Here is a 25,262-nt window from a genome sequence, read left to right on the forward strand (position 1 = left end):
TGACTGCTGCTGCTATCCGGCCAGCGCGGCCGGCACGCCCTTGCTGCGCGGCCTTTCGTCGACCATCCTGCCCCACACCACCATCCGATAGGTGCTGGTGAACTCGGGCGTGCACGTGGTCAGCGTCAGATAGCGGCCGGGCCGGGTGAAGCCCGAGCCCTCCGGAACCGGCTTCAGCACCCCCACGTTCGCCGGCGAGGTCTGCGGCAGGATCGAGGTCATCTCGTACGTGTAGTAGGCCTCGCGGGTCTCCACCACCACCGGGTCCCCCGGCCGCAGCCGGTTGATGAACCGGAACGGCTCCCCGTGCGTGTTCCGGTGCCCCGCCACCGCGAAGTTCCCCGTACGGTCCCCCGGCATCGCCGTCTTCAGCGAGCCCTGCCCGTAGTGCCCGACCAGCCCCCGGTCCAGCACCTTCGGCTTGCTGACCCCCTCGGCCACCGGCACCTTCACGTCCAGCTTCGGGATGTACATGATCGCGAACCCCTGGCCGGGCTCGAAGGCCTGCGGCACCGCCGCCGCTCCGTCGTCCCGCGCCCAGTGCTCCCGGAGGCTGCCCACCGCCCCGTCGGCGTTCCGCCCGGCCAGCACGTTGGTGTACCAGAGCTGATAGGCGACGAAGAGCAGCATCAGCACGCCCGCCGTGATGAACAGTTCCCCCGCGACCCGCCCGGCGACCACCAGCGGACCCCCGCGGGCCCGCCTGCGCGCCCGTCTGGCGGCCTCCTGGGCTGCCCGGCGCCGCGCGGCCCGCCCCCCGGTGGGAGCGGGCGGCGCGAGGGCCGTCACGCGACGGCCTTGCCCACCACCGGCGCCAGGCCCGCCGACCGTCCCACGGCCCCCGGGTCGCCGCAGCGCACCAGCCAGTTCGCGAGCATCCGGTGGCCCCACTCGGTCAGCACCGACTCGGGGTGGAACTGCACGCCCTCCACGTCGTGCTCCCGGTGCCGCAGGCCCATGATGATCCCGTCCTCGGTCCGCGCGGTCACCTCCAGCACGTCCGGCAGGGTCTGCGGCTCCGCGGCCAGCGAGTGGTAGCGGGTGGCGGTGAACGGCGAGGGCAGCCCCTCGAAGACGCCCTTGCCCTCGTGGAGCACCGGCGAGGTCTTGCCGTGCAGCAGCTCCGGAGCCCGCCCGACCACACCGCCGTACGCCACGGCCATCGACTGCATGCCCAGGCAGACGCCGAAGACCGGCACCCCGGTGTCCGCGCAGTGCCGGACCATGTCCACGCAGACCCCGGCCTCCTCGGGGGTCCCGGGCCCGGGCGAGAGCAGCACCCCGTCGAAGCCGCCCTCCTCGCCCGCCTTCGGCGAGGAGGGGCCGGGGACGTGGGCGAGCGCGACCTCGTCGTTGCGCAGCACCTCGCACTCGGCGCCGAGCTGGTACAGGTACTGGACCAGGTTGAAAACAAAGCTGTCGTAGTTGTCCACGACCAGAATGCGCGCGCTCACCGGGTGGCTCCCGATCCTTCGTCGACGGTCACATCGTTGAACGGAAGCAGCGGCTCGGCCCACGGGAAGACGTACTGGAACAGCACGAAGACCACGGCCAGGACCAGTACGAGGGAGATCAGCGCGCGCACCCACGCGTTGCCCGGCAGATGCCGCCAGATCCAGCCGTACATGCCGTCCCTTCCGTTCCGTATCGAGCAACAGACTACGGGCTGGCCTGCCGCGCGGGCCGGGTCTCGGAAAGTTCCGCCCACACGATGAGACGATGGCTGTGCCCCCACTCCGGATCGCAGGTGGTGAGGGTCAGGTACCGCCCCGGCCCGGTGAACCCCGACTTCACCGGCACCGGATCGAGCACGGCCGTGTCCCCCGGCACCGTCCGCACCGGGCCCGTCCGCACCGTGTACGTGTACGTGGCCGCCGGGTCCTTGAGGATCACCGCGTCGCCGGGGCGCAGCCGCGGGAAGTCCTTGAACGGGTCCCCGTGGGTGCGGCGGTGTCCGGCGACGGCGAAGTTCCCGGTGCCGCCCGGCGGCGCCGTGCCCTCGTAGTGGCCCAGCCCCCGCCGGAGGACCCCCGGCCCGGTCCCCTCCAGCACCGGCTTGTGCCAGTCCGCCCCGAACCGCGGCACGTACATCTCGGCGAACGCCCGCCCCGGCGTACGGGCGGCCGCCTCCGGCCCGGACTCGGGCGGCGGCGGAACCTGCGACGGGGGCGGGGCCTGGGACCGGGGCGGGGCCGGGGCCCGGGGCGCCGCCGCGGCCTCCCGCGCCCAGCGCTCGTGCAGCCCCGCCAGCTCCGCTTCCATCGCCCGGTCCGCCTCGACCCCGGTCCAGAAGAGCACGTAGACGACGAAGAGCAGGATGAGCGTGCCGGCGGTCAGGCACAGCTCGCTGAAGGTGCGCACGGCCAGCCGCAGCACCGCCTCGGGGCGCGGGCGGCCCGGACCGGGGCGGGGCTGTTCAGGAACGGCTCTCCACGGGCTTCGCATAGTGGAGGTCCACTGTGCCGGAGTACCCCGGCAGAGTCAGCGCCTTGTGGTCCTCCACTTTCCAGCCCAGCCCGTAGGCGTTCACGTAGAGCTGGTAGTTCTGGATGGCCGGGGAGTCGGCGAGGGCCTGCCGGAGCGCCCCCGGGTCGCCGACGGCCGTCACCTTGTACGGCGGGGAGTAGACCCGGCCCTGGAGGATCAGCGTGTTGCCCACGCAGCGCACGGCGCTCGTGGAGATCAGCCGCTGGTCCATGACGCGGATCCCGCGGGCCCCGCCCTGCCAGAGGGCGTTCACCACGGCCTGCAGGTCCTGCTGGTGGATGACCAGGTCGTTGGGCTGCGGCTCGGGCACGTTGGGGATGCGGGCCTTGGCCCCGGGCGGGGCGTCGTTGAGGGTGACGGTGACGGCCCGGCCCGTGAGCGGATCGGTCCCGGCGGCCTTCTGGAGGGCCTTGAGCTTGGCGTCCTCGGCCCGGGTGCTGCCGTCGTCCCGCTCGGCGAGGGCGTCGACCTGGCGGCGGACGGCGCTGGTGCTGTCCTCCAGGCCCGCGTTCTTCTGGCTGCGCTCGTGGATCAGGTCCGACAGTTTCAGGAGCGAGTCGTCGGTCCGGATGTTCGTACCCTTGGAAGTGTTGAAGCTCGTGACGAAGATGAGTCCGGCGAGCGCGAACACGGCGAGGGTCAGGAGCCGGACCGGCCTCCGGTGGGAACGGTCGGAATTGCTCAACGTACCCTTCTCCTTCAACGCCTCAAGAACCACTACGCTAACGGACGCCCGGGGGAGGAAGAGTCCCCAGCGCATCGACAGGAGAGACCCTCGTGCCGAAGTCACGGATCCGCAAGAAGACCGACTACACGCCGCCGCCGGCCGCCCGGCAGGCCCAGGCGATCAAGCTGACGAACCGCAGCTGGGTCGCCCCCGTGATGCTGGCGATGTTCCTCGTCGGTCTGGCGTGGATCGTGATGTTCTACGTCACGGACACGCGCCTGCCCGTCGAGGCCCTCGGCAACTGGAACATCGTGGTCGGTTTCGGCTTCATCGCAGCCGGCTTCGGCGTCTCCACGCAGTGGAAGTAGCGGGGGGCTGTCAAGCTCTCCCCAATGTTATCCACAGCGCTATCCACAGCTGAGGAAAAGACAGAAGATCTGTGGATAACTTGGACCCAGGTTGACGCCGGTGTGATTGATACCGCCGCCGACCTGGGTCCTTGCACGTGAGCACCCCACCGCCCCACATGCACAAGATCCACCCCGGTCTGTGGACAACTCTCGGCGCTCAGGTGAGCGCGGCCGTCCTCAGGAGCACGGTCAGGACCACCGCGGCGAGCACCAGCCCCACGCTCCCCCACTGCCACAGGCCCCGCCGTTCCCGCGGGGCGTGGACCATCCCGAAGCCGATGACCGCGCCGCCGACCAGGCCGCCGATGTGGGCCTGCCAGGAGATCCCGCCCCAGCCGAAGGTCAGCACGAGGTTCAGCACGAGCAGCGCGATCATGGGGCGCATGTCGTAGCGCAGCCGGCGCATGAGCACGGCGGTGGCGCCGAACAGGCCGAAGATGGCCCCGGAGGCGCCGAGGGTGAGCTGCTGCGGGGATTCCAGCCAGTACACGAGGGCGCTGCCGGCCAGCCCGGAGCCCAGGTAGAGCGCCAGGTAGCGGGAGCGGCCGAGGGCGGCTTCCAGGGGCGGGCCGAGGAACCACAGGCTCAGCATGTTGAAGCCGATGTGGACGATTTCCTGGTGGAGGAACATCGAGGTCAGCAGCCGGTACCACTGTCCTTCGGCGACGCCCTCCCACGTGCCGGAGGCCGGGTCGAAGTACTGTCCGGCGAGCCCGAGGGCGTCGACGAAGGGCTGCTTGTAGACGAGCGCTCCGAGGAACACCGCCAGGTTGGCGGCGATCAGCAGCTTGGTGACGAGGCTCGGGTCGGCGGCCGGGGTGCCGCCGGCGAGGGTGCGCGGCTCGGTGGCCTGCGGGCTGTGGCCGGTGCCGGAGCCGGTGCGCACGCATTCGGGGCACTGGAAGCCGACGGAGGCGTCGACCATGCAGTCGGGGCAGATCGGCCGGTCGCAGCGGGTGCAGCGGATGCCGGTCTCGCGGTCCGGGTGCCGGTAGCAGACCGGCAGGCGCTCGGTGTCCATGGCCCCCGCCCGGTTCAGCGCGTCTCGATGACGACGGACTCGAGGACGACGTCCTCCAGGGGCCGTTCGGTGCGCGGGTTGGTGGCTGCGCCGGCGATGGCGTTGACGACGGCCTGGCTGGCCTTGTCGGCGACCTCGCCGAAGATCGTGTGGCGGCGGGTCAGCCAGGCGGTGGGGGCGACCGTGATGAAGAACTGGGAGCCGTTGGTGCCCGGGCCGGCGTTGGCCATGGCGAGCAGGTAGGGCTTGGTGAAGGCGAGGTCGGGGTGGAACTCGTCGGGGAACTGGTAGCCGGGGCCGCCGGTGCCGTTCCCGAGGGGGTCGCCGCCCTGGATCATGAAGCCGCTGATGACCCGGTGGAAGACGGTGCCGTCGTAGAGGGGTGCGGTGGACTTGGCGCCGGTTTCGGGGTCGGTCCACTCCCGCTTGCCGGTGGCGAGCTCGACGAAGTTCCTGACGGTCTTCGGTGCGTGGTTCGGCAGCAGCTCGATCTCGATGTCGCCGTGGTTGGTCTTGAGGGTGGCGTAGAGCTTCTCGGCCACGAATCTGCCTTCCATAAGTCCATCTGAGTCCCTCGATCCTCGCATGGACGAACCACGGACACCCAGATGCACGTCCGCGCATGCCGTGCGGGGTTATAAGGGGCATGATCCTGCAATGGGTGGAAAGGTGAACTGTGTCCGCCACCGAAGAGGAGTGATCACGTGACCCGCACGGAAGGCCTGCTCGCGGCAGCCGGCACGGCCAAGGAGAGCGTCCGGAGCGCTGCGGAGGCGGTGGCCCCGTATGCCGGGACGGCCCGGGACGCCGCTCTGCACTATGCGCACGAGGCCAATGAGCGGCTGGCCCCGAAGGTGTCGGGCGCGGCGCACGAGGCCGCCCGGCAGGCGCGTGTCCAGTACGGGGCCCATGTGGCGCCTCGGCTGGTGCAGGCGCGCGGGGCGCTGCCGCCGCAGGTGGACGAGACCGCGGTGAGGATGGTGCGCGGGACGCGCAGGGCCTGCCGGCATGCGGCGGACTACGCCCAGCCGCGGATCGAGCAGGCGGTGGCGGCCGGCCGGCCGGTGGCCGAGGAGGCCGCTTCGCGTTCGGCCGCGGCGCTGGCGGCGCTGCGGGGCCAGGTGTCGGCCAAGGAGGTGCAGCGGCTGGTGCGCCGGCACGAGCGGCGGGCGCGGAACCGGCGGATGTTCAAGGGGGTGGCTCTTGCCGGGCTGTTGACGGGTGCGGCCTTCGCTGCGTGGAAGTGGTGGGACCAGCAGTCGAATCCGGACTGGCTGGTGGAGCCGCCGGCGGCGACGGAGGTGGCGGACCGGGGTTCGGTGGGTTCGGTGGACGGCAGCGGCCCGGAGCGCTCGCTGGACGATGCGGCGGAGGAGGCGGCCGAGGAGGCGGAGGCCGCGGCTTCGGAGCGGGAGCAGGACGGGGGGCGCTGACGGGCCGTTCCGGCCAGGTGCGGGCCCGGTCCCCGGTGGGGTCCGGGCCCGCCGGTTTGCCCGGAATCTGCGTTGCGCGGGGGCGGGGCCGGACGGTTTCATGGCTGCTCGGCACCGATTCCGCAGGAGTTCAGCATGGTCCAGGTCCAGCGCATGTCCCGGTTGATGGCGAAGACCCTGCGCGAGGACCCGGCGGACGCGGAGACGCTGAGTCACCGCCTGCTGGTGCGGGCCGGATACGTACGGCGGAATTCGGCCGGGGTGTGGAGCTGGCTGCCGCTGGGCCGCAGGGTGCTGGAGAACGTGTCGCGCGTGGTGCGCGAGGAGATGGACGCGATCGGCGGGCAGGAGGTCCTGCTGCCGGCCCTGCTGCCGAAGGAGCCGTACGAGGCGAGCGGCCGCTGGTCGGAGTACGGGGACCTGCTGTTCCGGCTGCGGGACCGCAAGGGTGCGGAGTACCTGCTGGGTCCGACGCACGAGGAGGTCTTCACGCTGCTGGTGAAGGACCAGTGCACCTCGTACAAGGACCTTCCGGTGATCCTGTACCAGATCCAGACGAAGTACCGGGACGAGGCGCGGCCGCGGTCGGGTGTGCTGCGGGGCCGCGAGTTCCAGATGAAGGACTCGTATTCGTTCGACACCACCGACGAGGGGCTGGCGGAGGCGTACGCGCTGCACCGGGAGGCGTACCGGCGGATCTTCACGCGGCTGGGGCTGGACTTCCGCATCTGCTCGGCGGTGTCGGGGGCGATGGGCGGTTCGGCTTCGGAGGAGTTCCTCGCGCCGTCGGCGGCGGGTGAGGACACGTTCGCGGACTGTCCGTCGTGCGGGTACGCGGCGAACACGGAGGCGGTGACGTTCCCGTTGCGGCCGGCGGGGGCGGACGGGCTGCCGGCACTGGCGGAGGTGGCGACTCCGGACACCCCGACGATCGAGGCGCTGGCGGCCCACATGGGGGTGCCGGCTGCGGCGACGCTGAAGAACCTGCTGGTCAAGGTGGACGGGCAGATCACGGCGGTGGGTGTGCCGGGTGACCGCGAAGTGGATCTGGGGAAGCTGGCGGAGCATCTGGCGCCCGCGGTGGTGGAGCTGGTGACGGAGGAGGACTTCGCGCTCCGTCCGGACCTGGTGCGCGGGTACGTGGGTCCGCAGGGGCTGGACAAGGTGCCGTACCTGGCGGATCCGCGGGTGGCACCGGGCACGTCCTGGATCACGGGGGCGAACCGGCCGGACACGCATGCGCGGAACGTGGTGTGCGGCCGGGACTTTGCGGTGGACCGGTACCTGGACGTGGTGGTCGTGGCGGACGGCGACCCGTGCCCTGCGTGCGGGGGCGGGCTGGTGCTGGACCGGGCGATCGAGGTGGGCCACATCTTCCAGCTGGGCCGCAAGTACGCGGACACCTTCCGGCTCGACGTGCTGGGGCCGGAGGGGAAGCCGGTGCGCGTGACGATGGGCTCGTACGGGATCGGGGTCTCGCGGGTGGTCGCGGCGCTGGCCGAGCAGTCCGCGGACGAGCGGGGGCTGTGCTGGCCGGCGGAGGTCGCGCCGGCGGACGTGCACGTGGTGGCTGCGGGCAAGGCGGTGCAGACGGGGCTGGCGCTGGAGGTGGCGGAGCTGCTGGCGGGCCGCGGGGTGCGGGTGCTGGTGGACGAGCGTGCGGGGGTGTCCCCGGGGGTGAAGTTCGCCGATGCGGAGCTGATCGGCATCCCGAAGATCCTGGTCGCGGGGCGGCGGGCGGCGGAGGGCGTGCTGGAGCTGAAGGACCGCCGGACCGGTGAGCGCGAGGAGCTCCCGGTGGCGGAGGCCGTGGCGCGGCTGGTGCCGGGCGGGGGCGTCTGACGCCTTGCTCGAGAGCCGCCGGAAAAGCGGTGGCGAAAGGGGTTCACAGGTGGGTTCTTCCTGGCACACTGCCGGGAAGGGCCCACCTTTTCTTTACCTTCGGCGGCGGCCGCGAAAGAATCTTCACCGGTCGGCCGATTTCCGGCCCGGCGACCGGTTCCGGGATCACCGGCAGATTTTCTGGTTCTGTCCGCATTGCGCCTTTCATTCACTCGGCAAAATGCGCATCTCCACAATGCGACACATGACACCGGCACCCTCGGGAGGCTTGCTGCCCGAGGATGGAGGGGTCGTGAAGAACGGTTCTCCGCCGTTCCGGCCGTACCGCGCCGCAGTGCCCTGCGCCGCCATGGAAGTGGAATCAGCAATGAAGCGAATCGCCGTCACCTTCGTCTCCGTTGTGACCCTCTCGACCGGTCTGATCAGCCTGGTGGGCCTGGGTGCCACCGGCTCCGCCGACTCCTCCGGCTCCGGTTCCCCCCTCGTCACGTCCGCCGCGGACGCCACGGGCAAGAAGGACCTCGGCTGGGGCTGACATAAAAATTCCGTGAATTCTCGCGGAAGTTGGCCTGCACCCCGGTACACATTGCCCAAAGGAGCATGAGCAGGATGTCCGAAAGCCGCCGCCCCGTCGTCCTCATCGCCGAGCAGCTGAGCGAGGCGACCCTCGATGCACTCGGCCCAGAATTCACGATCCGGCACTGTGACGGTGCCGACCGCGAGGAACTCCTGAAGGCCGTTGCGGATGCCGACGCCCTGCTCGTGCGTTCCGCCACGAAAGTGGACGCGGAAGTCCTGACCGCGGCCGACCGGCTGAAAGTCGTCGCCCGGGCCGGAGTCGGCCTCGACAATGTGGACGTGAAAGCCGCCACCGCGGCCGGCGTCCTCGTCGTGAACGCGCCCACCTCCAACATCGTGAGCGCCGCCGAGCTCGCCATCGCCCTCCTGCTGGCCTCGGCGCGCAACGTCGCGGCGGCCAACTCGGCCCTCAAGGGCGGCAAGTGGGCCCGCTCTCAGTACGGCGGGGTCGAGCTCGCGGGCAAGACCGCCGGCATCGTCGGCCTCGGCCGGATCGGCGCGCTCGTCGCGCAGCGGCTGGCCGCCTTCGGCCTCGGCCTGATCGCGTACGACCCGTACGCGGCGCCCGAGCGGGCTGCGGAGCTGGGGGTGGAACTGGTCACCCTCGACGAGCTGCTGCGCCGCTCCGACTTCATCACCGTGCACCTGCCGCGCACCCCGGAGACCATCGGGCTGATCGGCGACGAGGCCCTGCGCAAGGTGAAGCCGAGCGTGCGGATCATCAACGCCGCCCGCGGCGGGATCGTGGACGAGACGGCGCTGGCGCTCGCCCTCAAGGAGGGCCGGGTGGCCGGCGCGGGCATCGACGTCTTCGAGTTCGAGCCGACCACCGAATCCCCGCTGTTCGACTTCGACTCGGTGGTCGTGACCCCGCACCTGGGCGCCTCGACCGGCGAGGCGCAGGAGAAGGCGGGCGTGTCGGTGGCCGAGTCCGTGCGCCTGGCGTTCGCCGGGGAGCCGGTCCCGGACGCCGTGAACGGGTCCTCGCTGGCGGACCTCGGCCGATGACGGCCTCCTCGGCGGCGCTCGGCACGGCCGGTCTCCGGACCGGGCCCACGCCGGGCGACGCCGCCATCGCCGGGCCGTACGTGGCCGGGGACGTGCTCAGCCGCTTCCTGCGCGCGGAGGCCCGCAGCGCGCTGTACGGGCCGGCGGCCGCCGGGTCCTGCGCGGCCGGGGCCGGGCGGCCGGCGACGGCTGCGGGCCCGGCCGCCGGGCCGGTGCCGGGTGCCGGCCGGGTCGTGCGGCCGCGCCGGGACCCCGGCCACGAGCAGGCCGTGATGGCCTGTTTCCGGCGGCTGTACGACGCGGGTCTGATCGTGGCGCGCACGGCGGACCTGCCGTACTGCCGGGGCTGCGAGCGCTGGCTGTCCGGTCCCCGGGTGGTGGGCGGCTGTCCCGGCTGCGGGGCGGCGTCCGACGGCAGTGCGTGCGGTTCCTGCGCCCGGCCGGTCGATCCGGCGGAGCTCGCCGGGCCGCAGTGCGCCCGGTGCGGCGCGCCTGCGCAACTGCGGCCGTACGAGCGGCTGTACGTCCGGGCCCCGCGCGGAGCCGCCGCGCCCGGGCGGTCCGGTGGCGGTGGGCTGCGGCCGGAGCTGCGGGTGCCGCGCCATGTGCGGGAGCTGTTCGGGGAGTCCGCTGCGGGCGGGGGTGCGGCGGTGGCCGTGACCCGGCCCGCGGAGTGGGGCGTCCCGGTGCCGGTGGTCGGCTTCGAGGACCAGCGGATCGCCGTCCGGTTCGAGGGGCCGCCCGGGTCGGTGTTCGCGGCGGAGCCGCCGGCGGACCCGTCGGCCAACGTGGGACCGGACTTGGGGGCAGCCCGGGCGGCGGTCCCGCCGTCCGACCCCGAGGCGGTCCCGCCGTCCGACCCCGAGGCGGTCCCGCCGTCCGACCCCGAGGCCGACCCCGAGGCGGGCCCCGAGGCGGATGCCGTCCGCGGATACCGGGCGGACGCGGGCCCGGGCGGTCCGGCCGGCGGGGACCTCCTGCGCTACCACGTGTGTGCGCAGCTGCCCCAGGACCGTGAGGACGGCACCGGCATGCCCGCTCTGGCGGTGAGCCGGCGGCGGCTGGACGGGCTGTGGAACGCCTGGCTGGACGGCCTGTTCACGGCCGTCCGGGAGGAGTGCGGGGGCCGGATCCCCGCGGAGGAGCCGGCCGGGGCCGCCTGGGAGCGGCTGCGGGAGCGACTGCTCGGGTCGGTGGCGCAGCTGCGCGAGGCGTACGGCACGGCGGGGTTCGATCCGCGGCGTGCGGTCGCCCTGCTGGACGGGGTGGTCTCGGGCGCGGCGGAGTTCGGCCGGCTGCACGCGGCCGGCCGGGACGGCGACGCCGGGCCGAAGGCGCGCCGGGCGGCGCTGGCCGGCCAGCTCGCGGTGGCCGCCGCGCTGTCGGCGTGGGCGGCCCCGCTACTGCCGGAGGGTGCGGCCCGGCTGGCCGCCGTACTCGGGGTGCCGGCGGACCGGCCGGTGTCCGCGGCGGCACTGGTGGTGCCGCGGACCTCCGGCCGGCTCGCCTCCTACGCGGGGCCGGTCTTCGGCGCCTGACCGGCCGGTCTGCCGGGGCCTGACCGGCAGACCGGCCGGAGACCGGTCGGGGCCCGGGTCACGCGGAATTCCGCGTCCCGGGCCCCGTGTCGTCCGAGGCGACGATGCCCGAGGGAATCCGGCCCTCGTACTCGCGCAGGATGTATCCGGCGTGGACCCGGCTCTTCGCGCCGATCCGTTCCATGATCTTGGCGATGTGGCGCTGGCAGGTGCGGACGGTCATCCCCATGCGCCGGGCAATGACCTTGTCCGGCTCACCCAGGAGAAGCAGCCGGATAATATCCTCCTTCGCTTTGTCCGAGGCAAAAATAGCCTGGTCCCGGCCATGACTTGTCGGAAATTCTTCGGCCTGGCCCCACATGCGCTCGAAGGTCGCGACGAGAAAACCGACGATATTCGGCTCGCGGATCACGAGCGCCCCCTGCGGGTTGCCGCGCAGTTCGATGACCACCACCTCCTGGTCGAAGGCGATCATCCGCATGAAGCCGTCCCCGAGGGTGCGCACCTCGGCGCCGAGCTCGGTGACGATGTCCACGTACGAGGTGGTCGTCGCGCTGAACTGGGCGGTGGACTGGTAGAGCGTCCGCATCCGCACCCCCCGTCCGAGGAGTTCCTCGGTCCGCGTCATGGCCTCCTGGAGCACGTCCTCGTCGCGAGCGCCCCCCGGCTGCGACGTGAGCACCTCGAAGGTGGCCTGAGCTGCGAGTCTCGTCAGCTGGTCGCGGACGGCCGCCACGCTGTGGAGCTCCTCGACCGGCGGCCGGCGCAGCCTGCGCGCGAGGCCGCCCTCGTACACCGGGGTGAGTTCGTCGCGCAGCCGGTCGGCGGCGCTGCGCAGCTGCCGGGCCTGCTGGGCGACGGGGTGCACGAGCGCGTCGGAGGCGGCGTCCGGGGACGCGGCGACGTAATGCGGATCCGGGGTGCCCACCGCCAGCAGCAGCCGTCGCTCGACGAGGCTCTCGACGGCTTTTTTCACATCCCCCTGCGGAATGCCCTCCAGTGTGAGAGCCTCCACGTCCCGTATCCCGGAGCTCTCCACCGCGTGTGTATAGACGGCCAGTTCTAAAGAACTGAGCGGCGCGAGCAGATCAATGCCCGGTATGTCGCGTTCGTCCATTTTATTCACCCCTCCTGATGTAGCTCGTGCATATAAGCATGCCTGGCCGCAGCGGCACAGACAGGGGTGGGGATGGCAGGGTGGAAACATCGTTCCAGGGGGTTGCGAAGGGTTCGGCAGCCATAACGAAAGCAAGAGAGACGTGGATATACAGAGCACTCTTTTCCTGTCGTTTCTGCTGGCTGCCACAATTGTTTGCATAACCCCCGGCCCCGATATGCTCTACGTGATGTCCTACGGGGTTTCCCAAGGTCGTACGGGCGGCGTCTCGGCCGCCGCGGGAGTCGCCGGCGGCATGTTCGTGCACGCCGCCCTGGCCGCCCTCGGAGTGGCCCTCCTGATGTCCCAGTACCCCTGGCTCCTCATGATCTTCAAGGGCATCGGAATCGCCTATCTCGTCTATCTCGGCGTATCCATCCTCCGGGACAAGTCCGATCTCTCCGTGAATGCGGACAGATCCCGCCGGTCCTACGCGAAAATCGCGTACAAGGCGATGATCGTGAATCTGACGAACCCCAAGGTGATCGTCTTCTACGTGGCATTCCTGCCGCAATTCACCTCGCCTTCCGGATGGCCCGTACCGGTCCAGCTGTTCGTTCTCGGCGCCATCTTCGTGAGCATCGGCTTCGCCGCCGACGCCGCCGTCGGCGTGGCCAGCGGGGCGCTGAGCAAGCGTTTTGCCGACAGCAAGACCTTCACCCGGCGCGTCAACGTGTCCTGCGGAATCGTCATGTTCTTGCTCGCCGCGATTCTCCTGCTCGACATCTGAGCCGGCGCGCCCCGCCTCCGGACCACTTCCACCAGCTTCCTCACCCAGGGAATTCCCGTGTCCGTTGCAGAAACCCACACCTCCTCCGCGCCGGCCGCCACCGGCGCGCTGCGCCCCCGGGTATGGCCGACGACAGCAGTGCAGGACACCGACGGCGTGCTGAACATCGGCGGCGTGTCCGTGACGGAAATCGCCGAACGGTTCGGCACCCCTGCCTACCTCTTCGACGAAACCGATTTCCGGATGCGCTGCACCGAATTCCGGACGGCCTTCCACGATTTCGACGTGTACTACGCGAGCAAGGCCTTTCTGACCCGTACCAGCGCCCGTCTCGCGGAAGAGGCCGGGCTCAGCCTGGACGTCTGCACCGAAGGCGAACTGGCCTACGCCAAGGCCGTGGACTTCCCCGCCGAACGCATCCTGATGCACGGCAACAACAAGTCGGAGGCCGAGCTGGCCGCCGCCCTCGACTACGGGGTGGGCCGCATCGTGGTCGACTCCCGCGAGGAGCTGGACCGGCTGGAGGCCCTCGCCCCGCAGTTCCCGGGCACCCGCCCCAAGGTCCTGCTGCGCGTCACCGTCGGCGTGCGCGCCGACACGCACGCCCACATCGCCACCGCCCACGAGGACCAGAAGTTCGGGTTCTCGCTGGTCAGCGGCGAGGCCGAGGAGGCCGTCCGCCGGGTGGCCCGCGGCGGGCTCCTCGAACTGCGCGGCCTGCACAGCCACATCGGCTCCCAGATCCTCACCACGGCCGGCTTCGAGGCCGCCGCCCGGCGGCTGCTCGGCCTGCGCGCCAAGCTCATGGCCGAGGGGATCGAGCTGCCCGAGATCGACCTCGGGGGCGGCTTCGGCATCGCCTACACCGCCGAGGACGAGCCCACCCCCGCCGCCGAGATGGCCCGCATCCTGCGCACGGTGGTGGCGGAGGAGTGCACCGCCCTCGGCACCGACGTCCCCCGGCTCGCCATCGAGCCCGGCCGCGCCATCGCCGGCCCCTCCGGGGTCACCCTGTACCGGGTCGGGACCGTCAAGGTCCGCGAGGGCCTGCGCACGTACGTGGCGGTCGACGGCGGCATGAGCGACAACGTCCGCACCGCCCTCTACGACGCCACCTACTCGGTGCAGCTGGCCGGCCGGACCTCGCAGGCCCCGCCCACCCTGGTCCGCGTCGTCGGCAAGCACTGCGACGCCGGGGACGTCGTGGTCAAGGAGGACCACCTGCCCTCCGACGTACAGGCCGGCGACCTCATCGCGGTGCCCGGCACCGGCGCGTACTGCCGCAGCCTCGCCCACACCTACAACCAGATCCCGCGGCCGCCCGTGATCGCGGTCGCCGGCGGCCGGGCGCGGGAGATCGTGCGCCGCGAGACCGTCGAGGACCTCATGGCCCTCGACCTCGGATGACGGCCGCCCCCTCAGCCTTCCGCCCGGCGGTACCCACCAAGGAGCACGAGCCAGCATGACGAAGCACCGCACCCAGGACGCGTACACCAACAGCATCGAGTCGCCGACCTACCAGAGCGCCTCGTACTACTTCAACAACGCCGAGCACGTGAAGGCCGGGCTGCACGACCGCTCGGAGCCCGCGGGCCGCTACGGCCGCTACTCCAACCCGACCTGGATCGAGGTCGAGAACAAGCTCAGCGAACTGAGCGGCGCCGAGAGCTCCCTGGTCTTCGCCTCCGGCATGGCCGCCCACGTCACGGCCTTCCTGACGCTGCTGGAGGCCGGCGACGAGGTGGTCCTGCCCTCCGAGTCGTACCGGCAGGTCCGCAACGTCTTCCACCACATCCTGCCGAAGTTCGGCGTGAAGGTGCACGAGTTCTCGATCCGCAACCCCGAGAAGTTCGTCGCCGACATCGCCGCCCTGCGCGGGAAGATCAAGCTCGTGCACCTGGAGATGCCCTCCTCCCCGCACATGTACCTGATCGACGTGGAGAAGGTCCGCGAGGCCGTCGGCCCGGACGTCATCCTCACCCTCGACAGCTCCTTCTCCCCGCCGCCGAACTTCCACGCCCTCCAGCACGGCGTGGACCTGGTCCTCTTCAGTGCCACCAAGTACCTCAGCGGCCACGGGGACATCGTCTGCGGCGTCGCGTCCGGCCGCGAGGAGCTCATCGAGAAGCTCCGCTGGTACCGCGACACCACCGGCCCGATCACCGACGGCAACACGGCCTTCCTGCTCCGCCGCAGCCTCTACACCCTCCAGCTGCGCATGGAGCGGGTGAACGCCATGGGCCTGGAGGTGGCCCGCTACCTGGAGGGCCACCCGGCCGTCGACCGCGTCTACTACAACGGCCTCGAAAGCCACCCGCACCACGAGCTGGCGCAGAAGTACCTCAACGGCTTCGGCGGGGTCATCACCTTCGAGCTGAAGATGACCGAGGAGCAGACCGCCGAGGTCGTCGACCGCCTCCAGGTGCCCTTCATGGCCTCCAACTTCGGCGCCCCGCACACCCTGGTCGAGCAGAGCACCTTCTTCACGTACTTCGAGTACTCGGAGGAGGAGCTCGTCAGCATCGGCGTCCCGCGCGGCACGGTCCGCCTGGCCCTGGGCTACAGCAACGACGTCACCGCGATCATCAAGGACCTGGACCAGGCCCTGTCGCACGTCCAGGCCCAGGCGTGACCGACCGGGTCCACGACCTCGGTGACCCGTACGCCTTCCTGACCCTGCCCGGCTACGTCCCGCACGTCCGGACCACGCTGAAGCTGGAGGCCCTCAACCCGGCGGGCTCCATCAAGCTCAAGACGGCCCGCGAAATGCTGGCCGCCGCCGAGGACGAGGGCCTGCTCGGGCCGGGTTCCGCCCTGATCGAGTCCACCTCCGGCAACCTGGGCATCGCACTGGCCACCCTGTGCGCGGCCCAGGGCCTCCGGCTGACCCTCGTCACCGACCCGAACACCCCGGCCCAGAGCCTGCGCCACATGCGGGCCCTCGGCGCCGAGGTGGTCGTGGTGCGGGAGCGGGACCGCAACGGGGGCTACCTCCAGACCCGGATCGACCTGATCCGGGACCGGCTGCGGACCACCCCCGGCCTGGTGTGGCTCAACCAGTACGCCAACCCGGCCAACTCCCGCGCCCACAGCCGCCACACCATGGCGGAGGTGCTGGACGGGTACGGCGTCCCCGACTGGCTGTTCGTCGGGGTGGGCAGCACCGGCACTTTCATGGGCTGCCTCCAGGCGGTCCGCGAACGGCAGCTGCCCACCCGGGTGGTGGCGGTGGACGCGGTCGGATCGGTCACGTTCGGCGGCGCCCCGGCCCGGCGGTACCTGCCCGGCCTGGGCGCCAGCCGGCGGCCCGAGCTGTTCACCGACGACGGGTCCTTCACCAAGGTCCGCGTCCCGGAGGCGGACACCGTCCGCACCTGCCGGCGGGTGGCCCGTACGTACGGGCTGCTGCCGGGGGCGTCCACCGGGACCGCCCTGTCGGCGGTGTCCGCCCTGAGCGCGGACATCCCCGCCGGCAGCCGGGTCCTCGTCATCGCCCCCGACCTCGGCGACCGCTACCTCGGCACGCTCTACGACGACGAATGGGTGGCCGCGACCCTCGGGCCGGACGTGCTCGAACCCGGCACGGACCTGCCGGGGAGCGGTGCCGACCTGCCCGGGACCGGTGCCGACCTGCCCGGGACCGGCGCCGCCGGACCCGGGGTGCCGGGATCCGGGCCGCTCGGGCCCTGCGCCCTCCAGTCCACCCGCTGACCCACGAACCACCGGAGCCCCCGCCCCATGCCCGAATTCTCCGTACTGGCCGGCAAGGACATCGCCGAACTCCTCGACGGACGGGAACGCCAGGTCATCGACTGGGTCGAGCAGGCCTACCTGACCCACGACGCCGGGCGCACCGTCAACCCGGACAGCTACTTCCTGCGCTTCCCCGAGAAGCCGGACGCCCGGATCATCGCCCTGCCCGCCTTCCTGGGCAGCGGCACGGACGGCAGCGGTGCGGAGGGCGAAAGCCCCGCCGGCGCAGGCGCGGAAGGCGCAGGCGCGGAAGACGCAGCCGCGGAAGACGCAGCCGCGGAAGGGGAGGGCACCGGGGTCGCCGGGATCAAGTGGATCAGCAGCTTCCCGGCGAACGTCCGCGACGGCCTGCCCCGCGCCTCGGCCGTGCTGGTCCTCAACGACTACCGCACCGGCTACCCCTTCGCCCTCCTGGAGTCCGCCGGGATCAGCGCGGCCCGCACCGCCGCCTCCGCCGCCCTGGCCGCCACCGCCCTGGGCGGCCGCCGGGCCGCCACGGTCGGCGTGGTCGGGGCCGGGGTGATCGCCCGGACGGTCTGCCGGTACCTGGACGCCGCCGGGATCGCGCTCACGGACGTGGTCTGCCACGACCTGGACGCGGACTCGGCCGCAGCCCTCACCGGGCACCTCGCCGAGCGGCACGGACCCGGCACCGTCCGCGCCGGCAGCCTCTCCGAGGCCCTCGCCGCCGACCTCGTCGTCCTCGCCACCACCGCCCTGCACCCGTACATCGGCACCGAGCACACCCTGCGTGCCGGGCAGGTCGTGCTCAACATCTCGCTGCGGGACATCAAGCCGCAGCTCCTGCTCACCGCGCAGAACGTGGTGGACGACGTGGAGCACTGCCTCAAGGCGGACACCTCGCCGCACCTGGCCGAGCAGCTCCTCGAAGGGGACCGGGCCTTCATCGACGGCACCCTCGCCGACGTGCTGCGCGGCCGGGTCGCCGTCTCGCCGGACCGGCCGGTGGTCTTCTCCCCCTTCGGCCTGGGCGTGCTCGACCTCGCCGTGGGCCACCGGCTGCACCGGCAGGCCCGCGAGCGCGGCCGGCTGCTGCCGGTCCCGGGGTTCTTCGGCGAGGTCCGCCGCTGGTGACCCGCGGGTGAACCGCCCTTCCCCCGCCCCTTCCCCTGCCCCCTCTCCCCGCTCCCCCCGCTCCCCCTGTTCTTCCAGCCCGTCAGTTCGCCGTACCGCCCCGAAAGGACCTTGCATGTCCCTCGCCGAGACCGAGACCCCCACCGACAACGGATTCGAGAAGCGGGTCCTGGAACTGGCCGAGTCGGTCTACCGCCACCCCGCACTCAACAACGCCTTCTACGACCTGTGGCGCTCCACCGAACTCCCCGCGGAGAAGGTCGAGATCGTCGCCCGCAACTTCTTCGCCCAGGTCGCCCCGACCGTCAACCGCCTCGCCCTCGTCTTCCTGCGGATGTCCCCGGACGACCTGGTCGCCCGCTCCGAGACGGTCGAGAACCTCAACGACGAGATGGGCAACGGGGACCCGAAGAAGGTCCACACCGTCCTGCTGAAGAACTTCTTCTCCGTTCTCCTCTCCCGCATCCAGGGCTTCGAGGTCGCCTTCGACGACATCGACCCGACCGTGCTGCCCGCCACCCAGCGGGTGGTGGACGAGGGCGCCAAGCTCTTCGGCCACGAGAACGTCAAGGTCGGCTGCGGGGCCCTGCTCGCCCAGGAGTGGCACGCGTACGCCCAGCTCGTCTACCTCTACGAGGGTGCGCGCAACTACATGCGCCACTTCGCCCTGGAGGACTTCCACGAGCACTGCGAGTTCTTCTACCTGCACATCGGTGCCGCGGAGAAGGAGCACAAGCTGCACGCCGTCTCCAGCTCGGCCGCCCTGTGCCGCACCGAGGAGGACCTCGCCGCCCTGGAGTACGGCTTCACCGCCTACCTCGACCTGCTCGCCGCGTTCTGGCAGGAGCTCGCGGTGGCCGCGGACCCCTCGGGCGCCGCGGCATGACCGCCGTGCCCCGGTCGGTGGTGGTGATCGTCGATCCCCTGCGCGCCGGCATCAAGCTCGCGCAGCTGTTCAACGGGCTCGGGTACCGCTGCGTGGCCGTGCTCAGCCGGGAGAGCGACTCCGCGTTCTGGCGGGACTCCTTCCGGCCGCAGGACTTCCTGCTGGTCCTCCACGAGGCGGACGGGTTCGACGCCCTGGTCTCCGGCCTGGGCGCGTACGAGGTGGCCTGCCTGGTCCCGGGCGGCGAATCGGGCGTGGACCTCGCCGACCGGCTCACCCCGCACTTCCCGGGCGTGCCCGGCCTGGACCCTCGGACGGCGCACGGCCGCCGGGACAAGTTCCACATGGCGGAGCTGCTCACGGCCAACGGGATCGCCGCCATCCCGCACCTGCGCACCGCGGACCCGGACGCCGCCGTGGACTGGTACCGGACCAGCACGGACGGGCACGCCGTGGTCAAGCCGCTGGCCGGCACCTCGGCGGAGGGCGTGCGCTTCTGCTCCTCGGCCGCCGAGGTGGCGGCCGCCTTCGCCGAACTCCAGGGCACGGTCAGCCTGTTCGGCAAGGTCAACGCGGAACTGCTGGTCCAGCAGGACATCGTGCACGCCGGCGGGGTGGAGTTCACCGTCAACTCGGTCAGCTCGCGCGGCCGGCACCACGTGACCGACGTGTGGCGGATGCACCGCCGGATGGTCGGCGCCACCGCCGTCTGCACGTACTCCGAGCTGGTGCATCCGCACGAGTCCGACTACGGGCTGCTGGCCACCTACCTCCAGGACGTGCTGGAAGCCCTCGGCATCGACAACGGCACCGCGCACAGCGAGATCATGCTGACCGCGCAGGGCCCGGTGCTGATCGAGACCGGTGCGCGCATCGAGGGTGCCTGCGACCCCGGCGCGGCCCTCACCCTCACCGGCCGCAGCCAGAACTCCCTGCTGCCGCTGAGCTATCTGGACCCGCAGGGGTTCGAGCACGCCATCACCCGGCCCCGGCCGGTGCCCGAGCTGCACTCCCGGCACGTGTACCTGCTCAGCCCGGTGGAGGGGAAGGTGGTCCGGGCCCCCGATCTGGGCCCGATCCGCCGGCTGCCCAGCTTCTACGGCATGGACACCACCCTCGACTCCGTGGACGTGCTCGAACGCACCGTCAACCTCGCCACCTGCCCCGGCAACCTGTATCTCGTCGCCGAGAGCAAGGAGCGGCTGGAGAAGGACTACGAGACCCTGCGGAGGCTGGAGACCCGGCTCTACGCGGACATGCTCGGATGAAGCAGTACCGGCAGGTCCTGAGGGTCCCGGGGGTCTGGCAGACCGTCGCACTGGGCTGGTTCGTGAAGCTGCCGGTGATCGCGGTCCCGGTGGTGCTGGCCCTTCAGGTGACCCTCGGGCTCGGCCGCGGCCTGGGCTCCGCGGGTCTGGTCACCGGAGCCTGGATGCTGGGCGCGATGACCGGATCCCCCTTCCTGGGCCGGGCCATGGACCGGCGCGGACTGCGGCCCGTCCTGCTGGTGAGCGCCGCCGCCCAGGCGGTGTTCTGGGCGGTGGCGGCCCTGCTGCCGCACCCGGTGCTCGTCGGCGGCGCGCTGCTGTCCGGGCTGCTGCTGGTGCCCGGCTCGACCGTGGTCCGGCTGGTGATCGCCCAGCAGGTGCCGGCAGAGCACCGGCAGGCGGGCTTCGCGCTGGACTCGGTCTCCAGCCAGGTCTCGTACCTCGTGGGGCCGGGAGTGGCCGCCGTCCTGGCCACCCAGCTCTCCCCGGCCCTCACCACCCGCGCCCTGGGGGCCGTCCTGGTCCTCGGCACGACCGCCCTGGCCCTGCGGGTGCCGGGGCCGGGGCAGTCCGGCGGCCCGCGGGACACTCCCGCCCCGGGCCGTCCGGGCCTCGCCCTGATCCTCCTGCTGGCCTGCACGTTCGCCACCGGGGTGATCTCCTCCGGCTTCGAGATCTCCCTGCTGGGCGTGCTGCGGGCCGAGGGGGACGTGTCCTGGGTGGGCCTGCTCATCGCCATGACCGGCGGCTACGCGGTGGCGGGCGGCTTCCTCTTCGGCACCCTGTCCGTTCCGGTGCCGGCCTGGATCCCGGTCTCCCTGCTCGGCCTGGTCACCGTACCGCTGGCGCTGGCCTCGGACTGGCGGGTGCTGCTGGTGGCCGTGGCCCCCGCGGCCATGCTCTCCGCCGCCTCCTTCGCGGCGACGGCCACGGCCGTCAGCGAGGCCTCGGACGCCGACTCCCGCGGCCGGGCGATGGGCCTGTACGGGTCCGCAGTGGCGGGCGGCAACGCCCTGGGGGCCCCGCTCGCCGGACTGACCGCCGGCTGGGGCGGGCCCTCCGCAGGATTCGTGGCGGTCGGCTGCTTCACCGCAGCCGTGGGCCTGACCGCCTGCCTCGGCCTGCGCGCCACGGCCCGCCGCAGACCGGACCGCCGTCATGTTTCACGTGAAACATCCGCCCGGGCAGGGAGCACCGCCGGGGCCGGTGTTTCACGTGAAACACCGGTTGTTTCACGTGAAACACCGCCGCCGGCCGCCACCCCCGTCACCGATCCCGCAGGAAAGGCAGACCCGACATGACCGCTTCCCCGTCGCCCGTCATCGCGCTGGTCGACACGTACGGGCTGTCCAAGACCCTCGCGGACGAGTTCCAGAAGCAGGGCGCCACCCTGGTGCGGGTGCAGTCCACCGAGGAGGTGCCGACCGCCTACCGGGGCGCCTTCGACCTCTCCCCGTACGCCGAGAACATCGTGCACCGCGGGGACCTGGCCGCCACCGCCCGCGCCGTGGCCGCCCACCGCCCGGCCGCCGTGGTCGCGGGCGGGGAGATCGGGGTCGAGCTCGCCGACGCCCTCAGCGAGCACCTGGGGCTCCCCACGAACGGCACCGCACTGAGCGCCGCCCGCCGCGACAAGTACGTCATGGTGGAAACGGTCAAGGCGGCGGGCGTACCGGGAGCCCGCCAGCTGCTGGTCCACTCCGCGGGCGAACTCGCCGACTGGCACCGCGAACACGGCGGCCGGGTCGTGGTGAAACCCCTGCGCAGCGCCGCCGGAAACGGCATCCGGTTCTGCGACACCCCCGAGCAGTCCGCCGCCGCCTACGCGGAGATCGCCGGACAGGAGAACGTCTTCTCCCAGCGCAACGAGGGCGCCGTCGCCCAGGAGTACCTGCGCGGCACCGAATACATGGTCAACACCGTCAGCCGGGACGGAGTGCACCGGGTCTGCGAGATCTGGCGCACCACCCGCATCACCGCCAACGGGGTGCAGGACCTCTCCGACACGGTCTACCTGATGCAGCGCACCGGCCCCGTGCAGGACGTGCTCACCGCCTACGCCCACCGGGTGCTCGACGCCCTCGGCATCGCCCACGGCCCGGCCCACGTCGAGATCAAACTGACCGACGCCGGACCGCGGCTGGTCGAGGCCGGGGCCCGCATCTGCGGGGCCAACCTGCCCCTGCACGCCCAGCAGGCCCATGGCAGCTCCCAGCTCGACTGGACCGCCGAGGCCTATCTGCGGCCCCAGCACTTCCTCACCCACCACGCCGACCCCACGCCCCCCGGCCGCTTCTGCGCCTTCGTCGGCCTGGTCTCCCCGGTCTCCGGCACCCTGCGCGACTACCGCGGGCTCGACGCGATACGCGCCCTGGAGAGCTTCACCGAGCTCAAGGTGTACGCCCGGCCCGGCGGACCGATCTCCCGCACGGTCGACGACCTCAGCTATCCGGCCGTGGTCGTCCTGATGCACGAGAACGAGGAAACCGTGCTGCGCGACGCCAACACCATCCGCTACCTCGACGGCCCGTCGTTCTACGACGTCGAACCGGCCGCCACCGCCTGAACACCCCCGAGGACACAGGAACACGCCATGACTTCCGCATCCGGCTACGCCGCCACCGCCCGCGCCTGGGTGGACCGCTGGGACCGCCAGCAGGAGACCTTCCTGCCCGAGCGGGAAGAGCAGTTCACCGCCCTCATCGACGTGGTCGAGGAGATCAGCGGCCGGCCCGACCCGCTGGTCCTCGACCTCGGCTGCGGCCCCGGCTCCATCGGCGTACGGCTGCTGCGGCGCATCCCCGCCGCCACCGTGGTGTCCGTGGACGCCGACCCCCTCCTCATCGAACTCGGCCGCGCCGCCTACGCCGACGTACCCGGGCTGCACTTCGCCGACGTGGACCTGCGCGACCCCGACTGGTCGGCCGCACTGGGCCTGGAGCGCCGCCCCGACGCCGTCCTGAGCACCACCGCCCTGCACTGGCTGGCACCCGAGGTGCTGGAATCCCTGTACGGCGGGCTCACCACCCTGCTGCGGCCCGGCGGGATCCTCGTCAACTGCGACGAGCTCGAACGCGACCGCGCGGGCTCCCCCGTACTGTCCCGCCTCGACCGCGCGCTCCTGCGCCGCGAGCGGGACCGCCGGGCCACTGCCGAGGCCGCCGACAGCTGGTACGGCTGGTGGGAGGAGGTCAAGGCCGAGCCCGCGTTCGCCGCCGCCGTCGCCGAACGCAGCCGCCGCGGCTACGACGGCGAGAACCACAGCGACCTGTCCGCCGCCTTCGCCATCCACCACGAAGCCCTGCAGAAGGCCGGGTTCGCCGAGGTCGGCACGATCTGGCAGCGCGGCGAGGTCCGGCTGCTGTGCGCCGTCACCGACTCCCCCGACAACGCCCGCGCCGCCGAGGAGCCCCACACCCACAACCACGCCCCGGCCGGCCACGCCCATGACTGAGCTCCGCCCGCTCGGGCCCAACCCGCGCAACAGCTGGCGGGCCTCCGCCACGGAGGTGGACCTGCGCCGCCCGCTGCGGCCGCACCGCCCCGTGGCCCTCCCCGCCGCGCCCCAGCACCTCACGCTCGACCTGGCCCGGACCGCGCTGCTCGTCATCGACATGCAGAACGACTTCTGCCACCCCGACGGCTGGCTCGCCTCCATAGGGCTCGACGTCTCCGGAGCCACCGCCCTGGCCGAGTCCATCGGCGCGATGCTGCCCCCGCTGCGGGCCGCGGGAGTCCCCGTGATCTGGCTGAACTGGGCCTCCCGCCCCGACCGGGCCAACATTCCGCCGAACGTGCTGCACGCCTACGACCTGGCGGGCACCGGCGGCGGCATCGGCTCCCGGCTCCCCGGCATCCCCACTCCGGTCCTGGAAGCAGACAGCTGGGGGGCCGCCGTGGTCTCCGCCCTCACCCCCGCCGCCGGGGACCTCCACCTCACCAAGCAGCGGATGAGCGGCTTCCACGACACCCGGCTCGACTCCGTGCTGCGCAACCTGCGCGTGGACACCGTCCTGTTCACCGGGGTCAACGCCGACCAGTGCGTGATGGCCACCCTCACCGACGCAGCGTGCCTGGGCTACGACGCCGTCCTCCTGGAAGACGGCGTCGGCACCACCTCCCCCGGCTTCTGCCTGGACGCCACCCTCTACAACGTCCGCCACTGCTTCGGCTTCACCGCCCGGGGAGAGGACCTCGTCGCCGCCCTCGCAGCCGGGCAGGCCGCCGTACCCGCCGCACCACCGGCCTGACACGGCGCGGGACGGGACGGGGCACCGGGACGGGGGACCCCGGCAGGACAGGGCACCGGCACGAGAGGAACGGATCGGGACCGGACGGGGAACGGCGGCGCCGACCATCAATGGCGACCCCGCTCGACCACCCTGTCGACAGGAGACCCGACGTGCTGAACCTGATGACCCCGGACGAGACGAGCCTCGCCGTCTACCGCGCCCGGGTGGCCCACCCGGCCGCCACCGCGGCCGAGCTCTGCCGTCTGCTGGCCGTGGCCCCCGAGGAGCTGGAGCGCGCCGACGAGGCGCTCGCCTCCCTGCACCTGCTGCGCCCGGCCGCCCACGGCGGCTGGGTGGCGGTGAGCCCGGAGACCGCCTCCGACCTGCTGCTCGCCGAAACCGAGCAGCAGCTGCTGGTCCAGCGCGCCGCCGTGGCCGACACCCGGGCCAGCCTCACCGCCCTGACCGGCGAATACCTGGAGGCCCGCAGCCAGCGGCCCACCACGGGCGGAGTGGAACGGGTCGAAGGCGAGCAGGCCCTCCAGGTCCTCCTGGAGGAGCTCAGCCGCTCGTGCAGCTCCACCGTCGACGCCATGGTCCCGGTGGGCGGCCGCAGCGACCGCACCCTCCTCCCGGAGATCCCGGTCGGCCTGGCCATGCTGGAACGCGGGGTCACCATCCGCACCCTGTTCCAGCAGGCCGGCTCCTCCCACCAGAACACCGCCAGCTACGCCCGGGCCATCTCGACCGCGGGCGCCCAGGTGAAGAGCCTGACCCTGCTGCCCGCGTTCCTCCTCGTGTACGACGCCAAGACGGCCGTGGTCCCGGTGGGCCCCGGCCCCTCCGGAGCGGACGCCGTCGTGATCCGCGACCCCGCGGTCGTCCAGGTCCTGATGAGCCTGTTCGAGCACCACTGGGAGCAGGCCGGCGACTACGCGGTCCCCGAGCAGGAGCCGGTCGCGGGCCCGACCGATCTGGAGCGGGCGGTCCTGCGGCTGATGGCGGCCGGCAAGAAGGACGAGGTGATCGCCCGGCAGATCGGGATCTCGGCCCGGTCCATCAGCCGGGTCGTCGCCACCCTGATGGACCGGCTGCAGGCCGCCAGCCGCTTCCAGGCCGGGGTCCGGGCCGCCGCACTCGGCTGGCTGGCCTGACCC

At 72.1% G+C, this 25,262-nt stretch carries 24 protein-coding genes and 2 pseudogenes; 18 read left to right on the forward strand and 8 right to left on the reverse strand.

What is annotated here, in order from left to right:
- Positions 1 to 12: 12 nt before the first annotated feature.
- From ACZ407_RS05840 to ACZ407_RS05860, 5 genes and pseudogenes are all read right to left on the reverse strand, one after another.
- A pseudogene (locus tag ACZ407_RS05840) lies at positions 13 to 774 on the reverse strand (class E sortase); the annotation flags it as partial.
- Between the two features lie 11 nt (positions 775 to 785).
- A complete protein-coding gene (locus ACZ407_RS05845) occupies positions 786 to 1,454 on the reverse strand; it encodes an aminodeoxychorismate/anthranilate synthase component II (protein ID WP_468125808.1) in 669 nt (222 codons plus the stop codon).
- Positions 1,451 to 1,627: a hypothetical protein gene (locus ACZ407_RS05850; protein WP_226731531.1), complete on the reverse strand. Its 177-nt coding sequence runs from the start codon at positions 1,625 to 1,627 to the stop codon at positions 1,451 to 1,453. The genes ACZ407_RS05845 and ACZ407_RS05850 overlap by 4 nt, the downstream gene beginning before the upstream one ends.
- A 32-nt stretch (positions 1,628 to 1,659) precedes the next feature.
- Positions 1,660 to 2,367, reverse strand: a complete 708-nt coding sequence (locus tag ACZ407_RS05855; RefSeq protein ID WP_468126064.1) for a class E sortase — start codon at positions 2,365 to 2,367, stop codon at positions 1,660 to 1,662.
- Between the two features lie 49 nt (positions 2,368 to 2,416).
- Positions 2,417 to 3,172 carry a DUF881 domain-containing protein gene (locus ACZ407_RS05860; protein WP_468125810.1) on the reverse strand — a complete coding sequence of 252 codons (756 nt, stop codon included), beginning with the start codon at positions 3,170 to 3,172 and terminating at the stop codon, positions 2,417 to 2,419.
- 92 nt (positions 3,173 to 3,264) lie between these two features.
- Between ACZ407_RS05860 and crgA the strand changes: the two genes are divergently transcribed.
- On the forward strand, positions 3,265 to 3,522 hold the full coding sequence (gene crgA / locus ACZ407_RS05865; RefSeq protein WP_468125811.1) for a cell division protein CrgA: 258 nt from the start codon (positions 3,265 to 3,267) through the stop codon (positions 3,520 to 3,522).
- Between the two features lie 199 nt (positions 3,523 to 3,721).
- Here crgA and ACZ407_RS05870 read toward each other — a convergent pair whose 3' ends face one another.
- Positions 3,722 to 4,585 carry a rhomboid family intramembrane serine protease gene (locus ACZ407_RS05870; RefSeq protein ID WP_468125812.1) on the reverse strand — a complete coding sequence of 288 codons (864 nt, stop codon included), beginning with the start codon at positions 4,583 to 4,585 and terminating at the stop codon, positions 3,722 to 3,724.
- A gap of 14 nt (positions 4,586 to 4,599) precedes the next feature.
- Positions 4,600 to 5,127: a peptidylprolyl isomerase gene (locus tag ACZ407_RS05875; protein WP_468126066.1), complete on the reverse strand. Its 528-nt coding sequence runs from the start codon at positions 5,125 to 5,127 to the stop codon at positions 4,600 to 4,602.
- Positions 5,128 to 5,289: 162 nt separating this feature from the next.
- On the opposite strand from ACZ407_RS05875, the gene ACZ407_RS05880 reads away from it, so the two are divergent.
- The 5 genes and pseudogenes from ACZ407_RS05880 to ACZ407_RS05900 all read left to right on the forward strand — a co-directional run bounded on the left by ACZ407_RS05880 (position 5,290) and on the right by ACZ407_RS05900 (position 10,985).
- On the forward strand, positions 5,290 to 6,018 hold the full coding sequence (locus tag ACZ407_RS05880; protein WP_468125814.1) for a DUF5324 family protein: 729 nt from the start codon (positions 5,290 to 5,292) through the stop codon (positions 6,016 to 6,018).
- Positions 6,019 to 6,153: 135 nt separating this feature from the next.
- On the forward strand, positions 6,154 to 7,860 hold the full coding sequence (locus ACZ407_RS05885; RefSeq protein ID WP_468125815.1) for a proline--tRNA ligase: 1,707 nt from the start codon (positions 6,154 to 6,156) through the stop codon (positions 7,858 to 7,860).
- 367 nt (positions 7,861 to 8,227) lie between these two features.
- The gene (locus ACZ407_RS05890; protein WP_468125817.1) at positions 8,228 to 8,395 is read left to right on the forward strand and encodes a hypothetical protein; all 168 of its coding nucleotides are present in this window, start codon (positions 8,228 to 8,230) and stop codon (positions 8,393 to 8,395) included.
- A 74-nt stretch (positions 8,396 to 8,469) separates the two neighbouring features.
- Positions 8,470 to 9,417 (forward strand): annotated as a pseudogene (locus ACZ407_RS05895) (NAD(P)-dependent oxidoreductase); the annotation flags it as partial.
- Between the two features lie 26 nt (positions 9,418 to 9,443).
- Complete coding sequence (locus ACZ407_RS05900; protein WP_468125819.1) at positions 9,444 to 10,985, forward strand: class I tRNA ligase family protein; 1,542 nt, start codon at positions 9,444 to 9,446, stop codon at positions 10,983 to 10,985.
- 58 nt (positions 10,986 to 11,043) lie between these two features.
- Here ACZ407_RS05900 and ACZ407_RS05905 read toward each other — a convergent pair whose 3' ends face one another.
- Positions 11,044 to 12,102, reverse strand: coding sequence for a LuxR C-terminal-related transcriptional regulator (locus ACZ407_RS05905; protein ID WP_468125820.1), 1,059 nt, complete (start codon positions 12,100 to 12,102; stop codon positions 11,044 to 11,046).
- A 142-nt stretch (positions 12,103 to 12,244) separates the two neighbouring features.
- On the opposite strand from ACZ407_RS05905, the gene ACZ407_RS05910 reads away from it, so the two are divergent.
- The 12 genes from ACZ407_RS05910 (at position 12,245) to ACZ407_RS05965 (ending at position 25,259) form a co-directional block, all read left to right on the forward strand.
- On the forward strand, positions 12,245 to 12,871 hold the full coding sequence (locus ACZ407_RS05910; RefSeq protein WP_468125822.1) for a LysE family translocator: 627 nt from the start codon (positions 12,245 to 12,247) through the stop codon (positions 12,869 to 12,871).
- 57 nt (positions 12,872 to 12,928) lie between these two features.
- Positions 12,929 to 14,278 (forward strand): diaminopimelate decarboxylase, encoded by a 1,350-nt coding sequence (lysA, locus tag ACZ407_RS05915; RefSeq protein ID WP_468125823.1) that lies wholly within the window; start codon positions 12,929 to 12,931, stop codon positions 14,276 to 14,278.
- 55 nt (positions 14,279 to 14,333) lie between these two features.
- Complete coding sequence (locus ACZ407_RS05920) at positions 14,334 to 15,503, forward strand: aminotransferase class I/II-fold pyridoxal phosphate-dependent enzyme (protein ID WP_468125824.1); 1,170 nt, start codon at positions 14,334 to 14,336, stop codon at positions 15,501 to 15,503.
- Positions 15,500 to 16,582 carry a 2,3-diaminopropionate biosynthesis protein SbnA gene (gene sbnA / locus ACZ407_RS05925; protein ID WP_468125825.1) on the forward strand — a complete coding sequence of 361 codons (1,083 nt, stop codon included), beginning with the start codon at positions 15,500 to 15,502 and terminating at the stop codon, positions 16,580 to 16,582. The genes ACZ407_RS05920 and sbnA overlap by 4 nt, the downstream gene beginning before the upstream one ends.
- A 27-nt stretch (positions 16,583 to 16,609) precedes the next feature.
- Positions 16,610 to 17,719 carry a 2,3-diaminopropionate biosynthesis protein SbnB gene (locus ACZ407_RS05930; RefSeq protein ID WP_468125826.1) on the forward strand — a complete coding sequence of 370 codons (1,110 nt, stop codon included), beginning with the start codon at positions 16,610 to 16,612 and terminating at the stop codon, positions 17,717 to 17,719.
- Positions 17,720 to 17,834: 115 nt separating this feature from the next.
- Complete coding sequence (locus ACZ407_RS05935; RefSeq protein WP_468125828.1) at positions 17,835 to 18,605, forward strand: iron-containing redox enzyme family protein; 771 nt, start codon at positions 17,835 to 17,837, stop codon at positions 18,603 to 18,605.
- Positions 18,602 to 19,873: an ATP-grasp domain-containing protein gene (locus ACZ407_RS05940; protein WP_468125829.1), complete on the forward strand. Its 1,272-nt coding sequence runs from the start codon at positions 18,602 to 18,604 to the stop codon at positions 19,871 to 19,873. The genes ACZ407_RS05935 and ACZ407_RS05940 overlap by 4 nt, the downstream gene beginning before the upstream one ends.
- Complete coding sequence (locus ACZ407_RS05945) at positions 19,870 to 21,174, forward strand: MFS transporter (RefSeq protein WP_468125830.1); 1,305 nt, start codon at positions 19,870 to 19,872, stop codon at positions 21,172 to 21,174. The genes ACZ407_RS05940 and ACZ407_RS05945 overlap by 4 nt, the downstream gene beginning before the upstream one ends.
- The gene (locus ACZ407_RS05950; RefSeq protein WP_468125832.1) at positions 21,171 to 22,439 is read left to right on the forward strand and encodes an ATP-grasp domain-containing protein; all 1,269 of its coding nucleotides are present in this window, start codon (positions 21,171 to 21,173) and stop codon (positions 22,437 to 22,439) included. Before ACZ407_RS05945 ends, ACZ407_RS05950 begins: the two co-directional genes overlap by 4 nt.
- Before the next feature lie 27 nt (positions 22,440 to 22,466).
- Positions 22,467 to 23,327 carry a class I SAM-dependent methyltransferase gene (locus ACZ407_RS05955; RefSeq protein ID WP_468125833.1) on the forward strand — a complete coding sequence of 287 codons (861 nt, stop codon included), beginning with the start codon at positions 22,467 to 22,469 and terminating at the stop codon, positions 23,325 to 23,327.
- Positions 23,320 to 24,123 (forward strand): cysteine hydrolase family protein, encoded by an 804-nt coding sequence (locus ACZ407_RS05960; RefSeq protein WP_468125834.1) that lies wholly within the window; start codon positions 23,320 to 23,322, stop codon positions 24,121 to 24,123. Before ACZ407_RS05955 ends, ACZ407_RS05960 begins: the two co-directional genes overlap by 8 nt.
- 152 nt (positions 24,124 to 24,275) lie before the next feature.
- Positions 24,276 to 25,259: a helix-turn-helix transcriptional regulator gene (locus ACZ407_RS05965; RefSeq protein WP_468125836.1), complete on the forward strand. Its 984-nt coding sequence runs from the start codon at positions 24,276 to 24,278 to the stop codon at positions 25,257 to 25,259.
- Positions 25,260 to 25,262 lie beyond the last annotated feature (3 nt).

It is taken from the genome of Streptomyces sp. NPDC030809 (assembly GCF_055572195.1).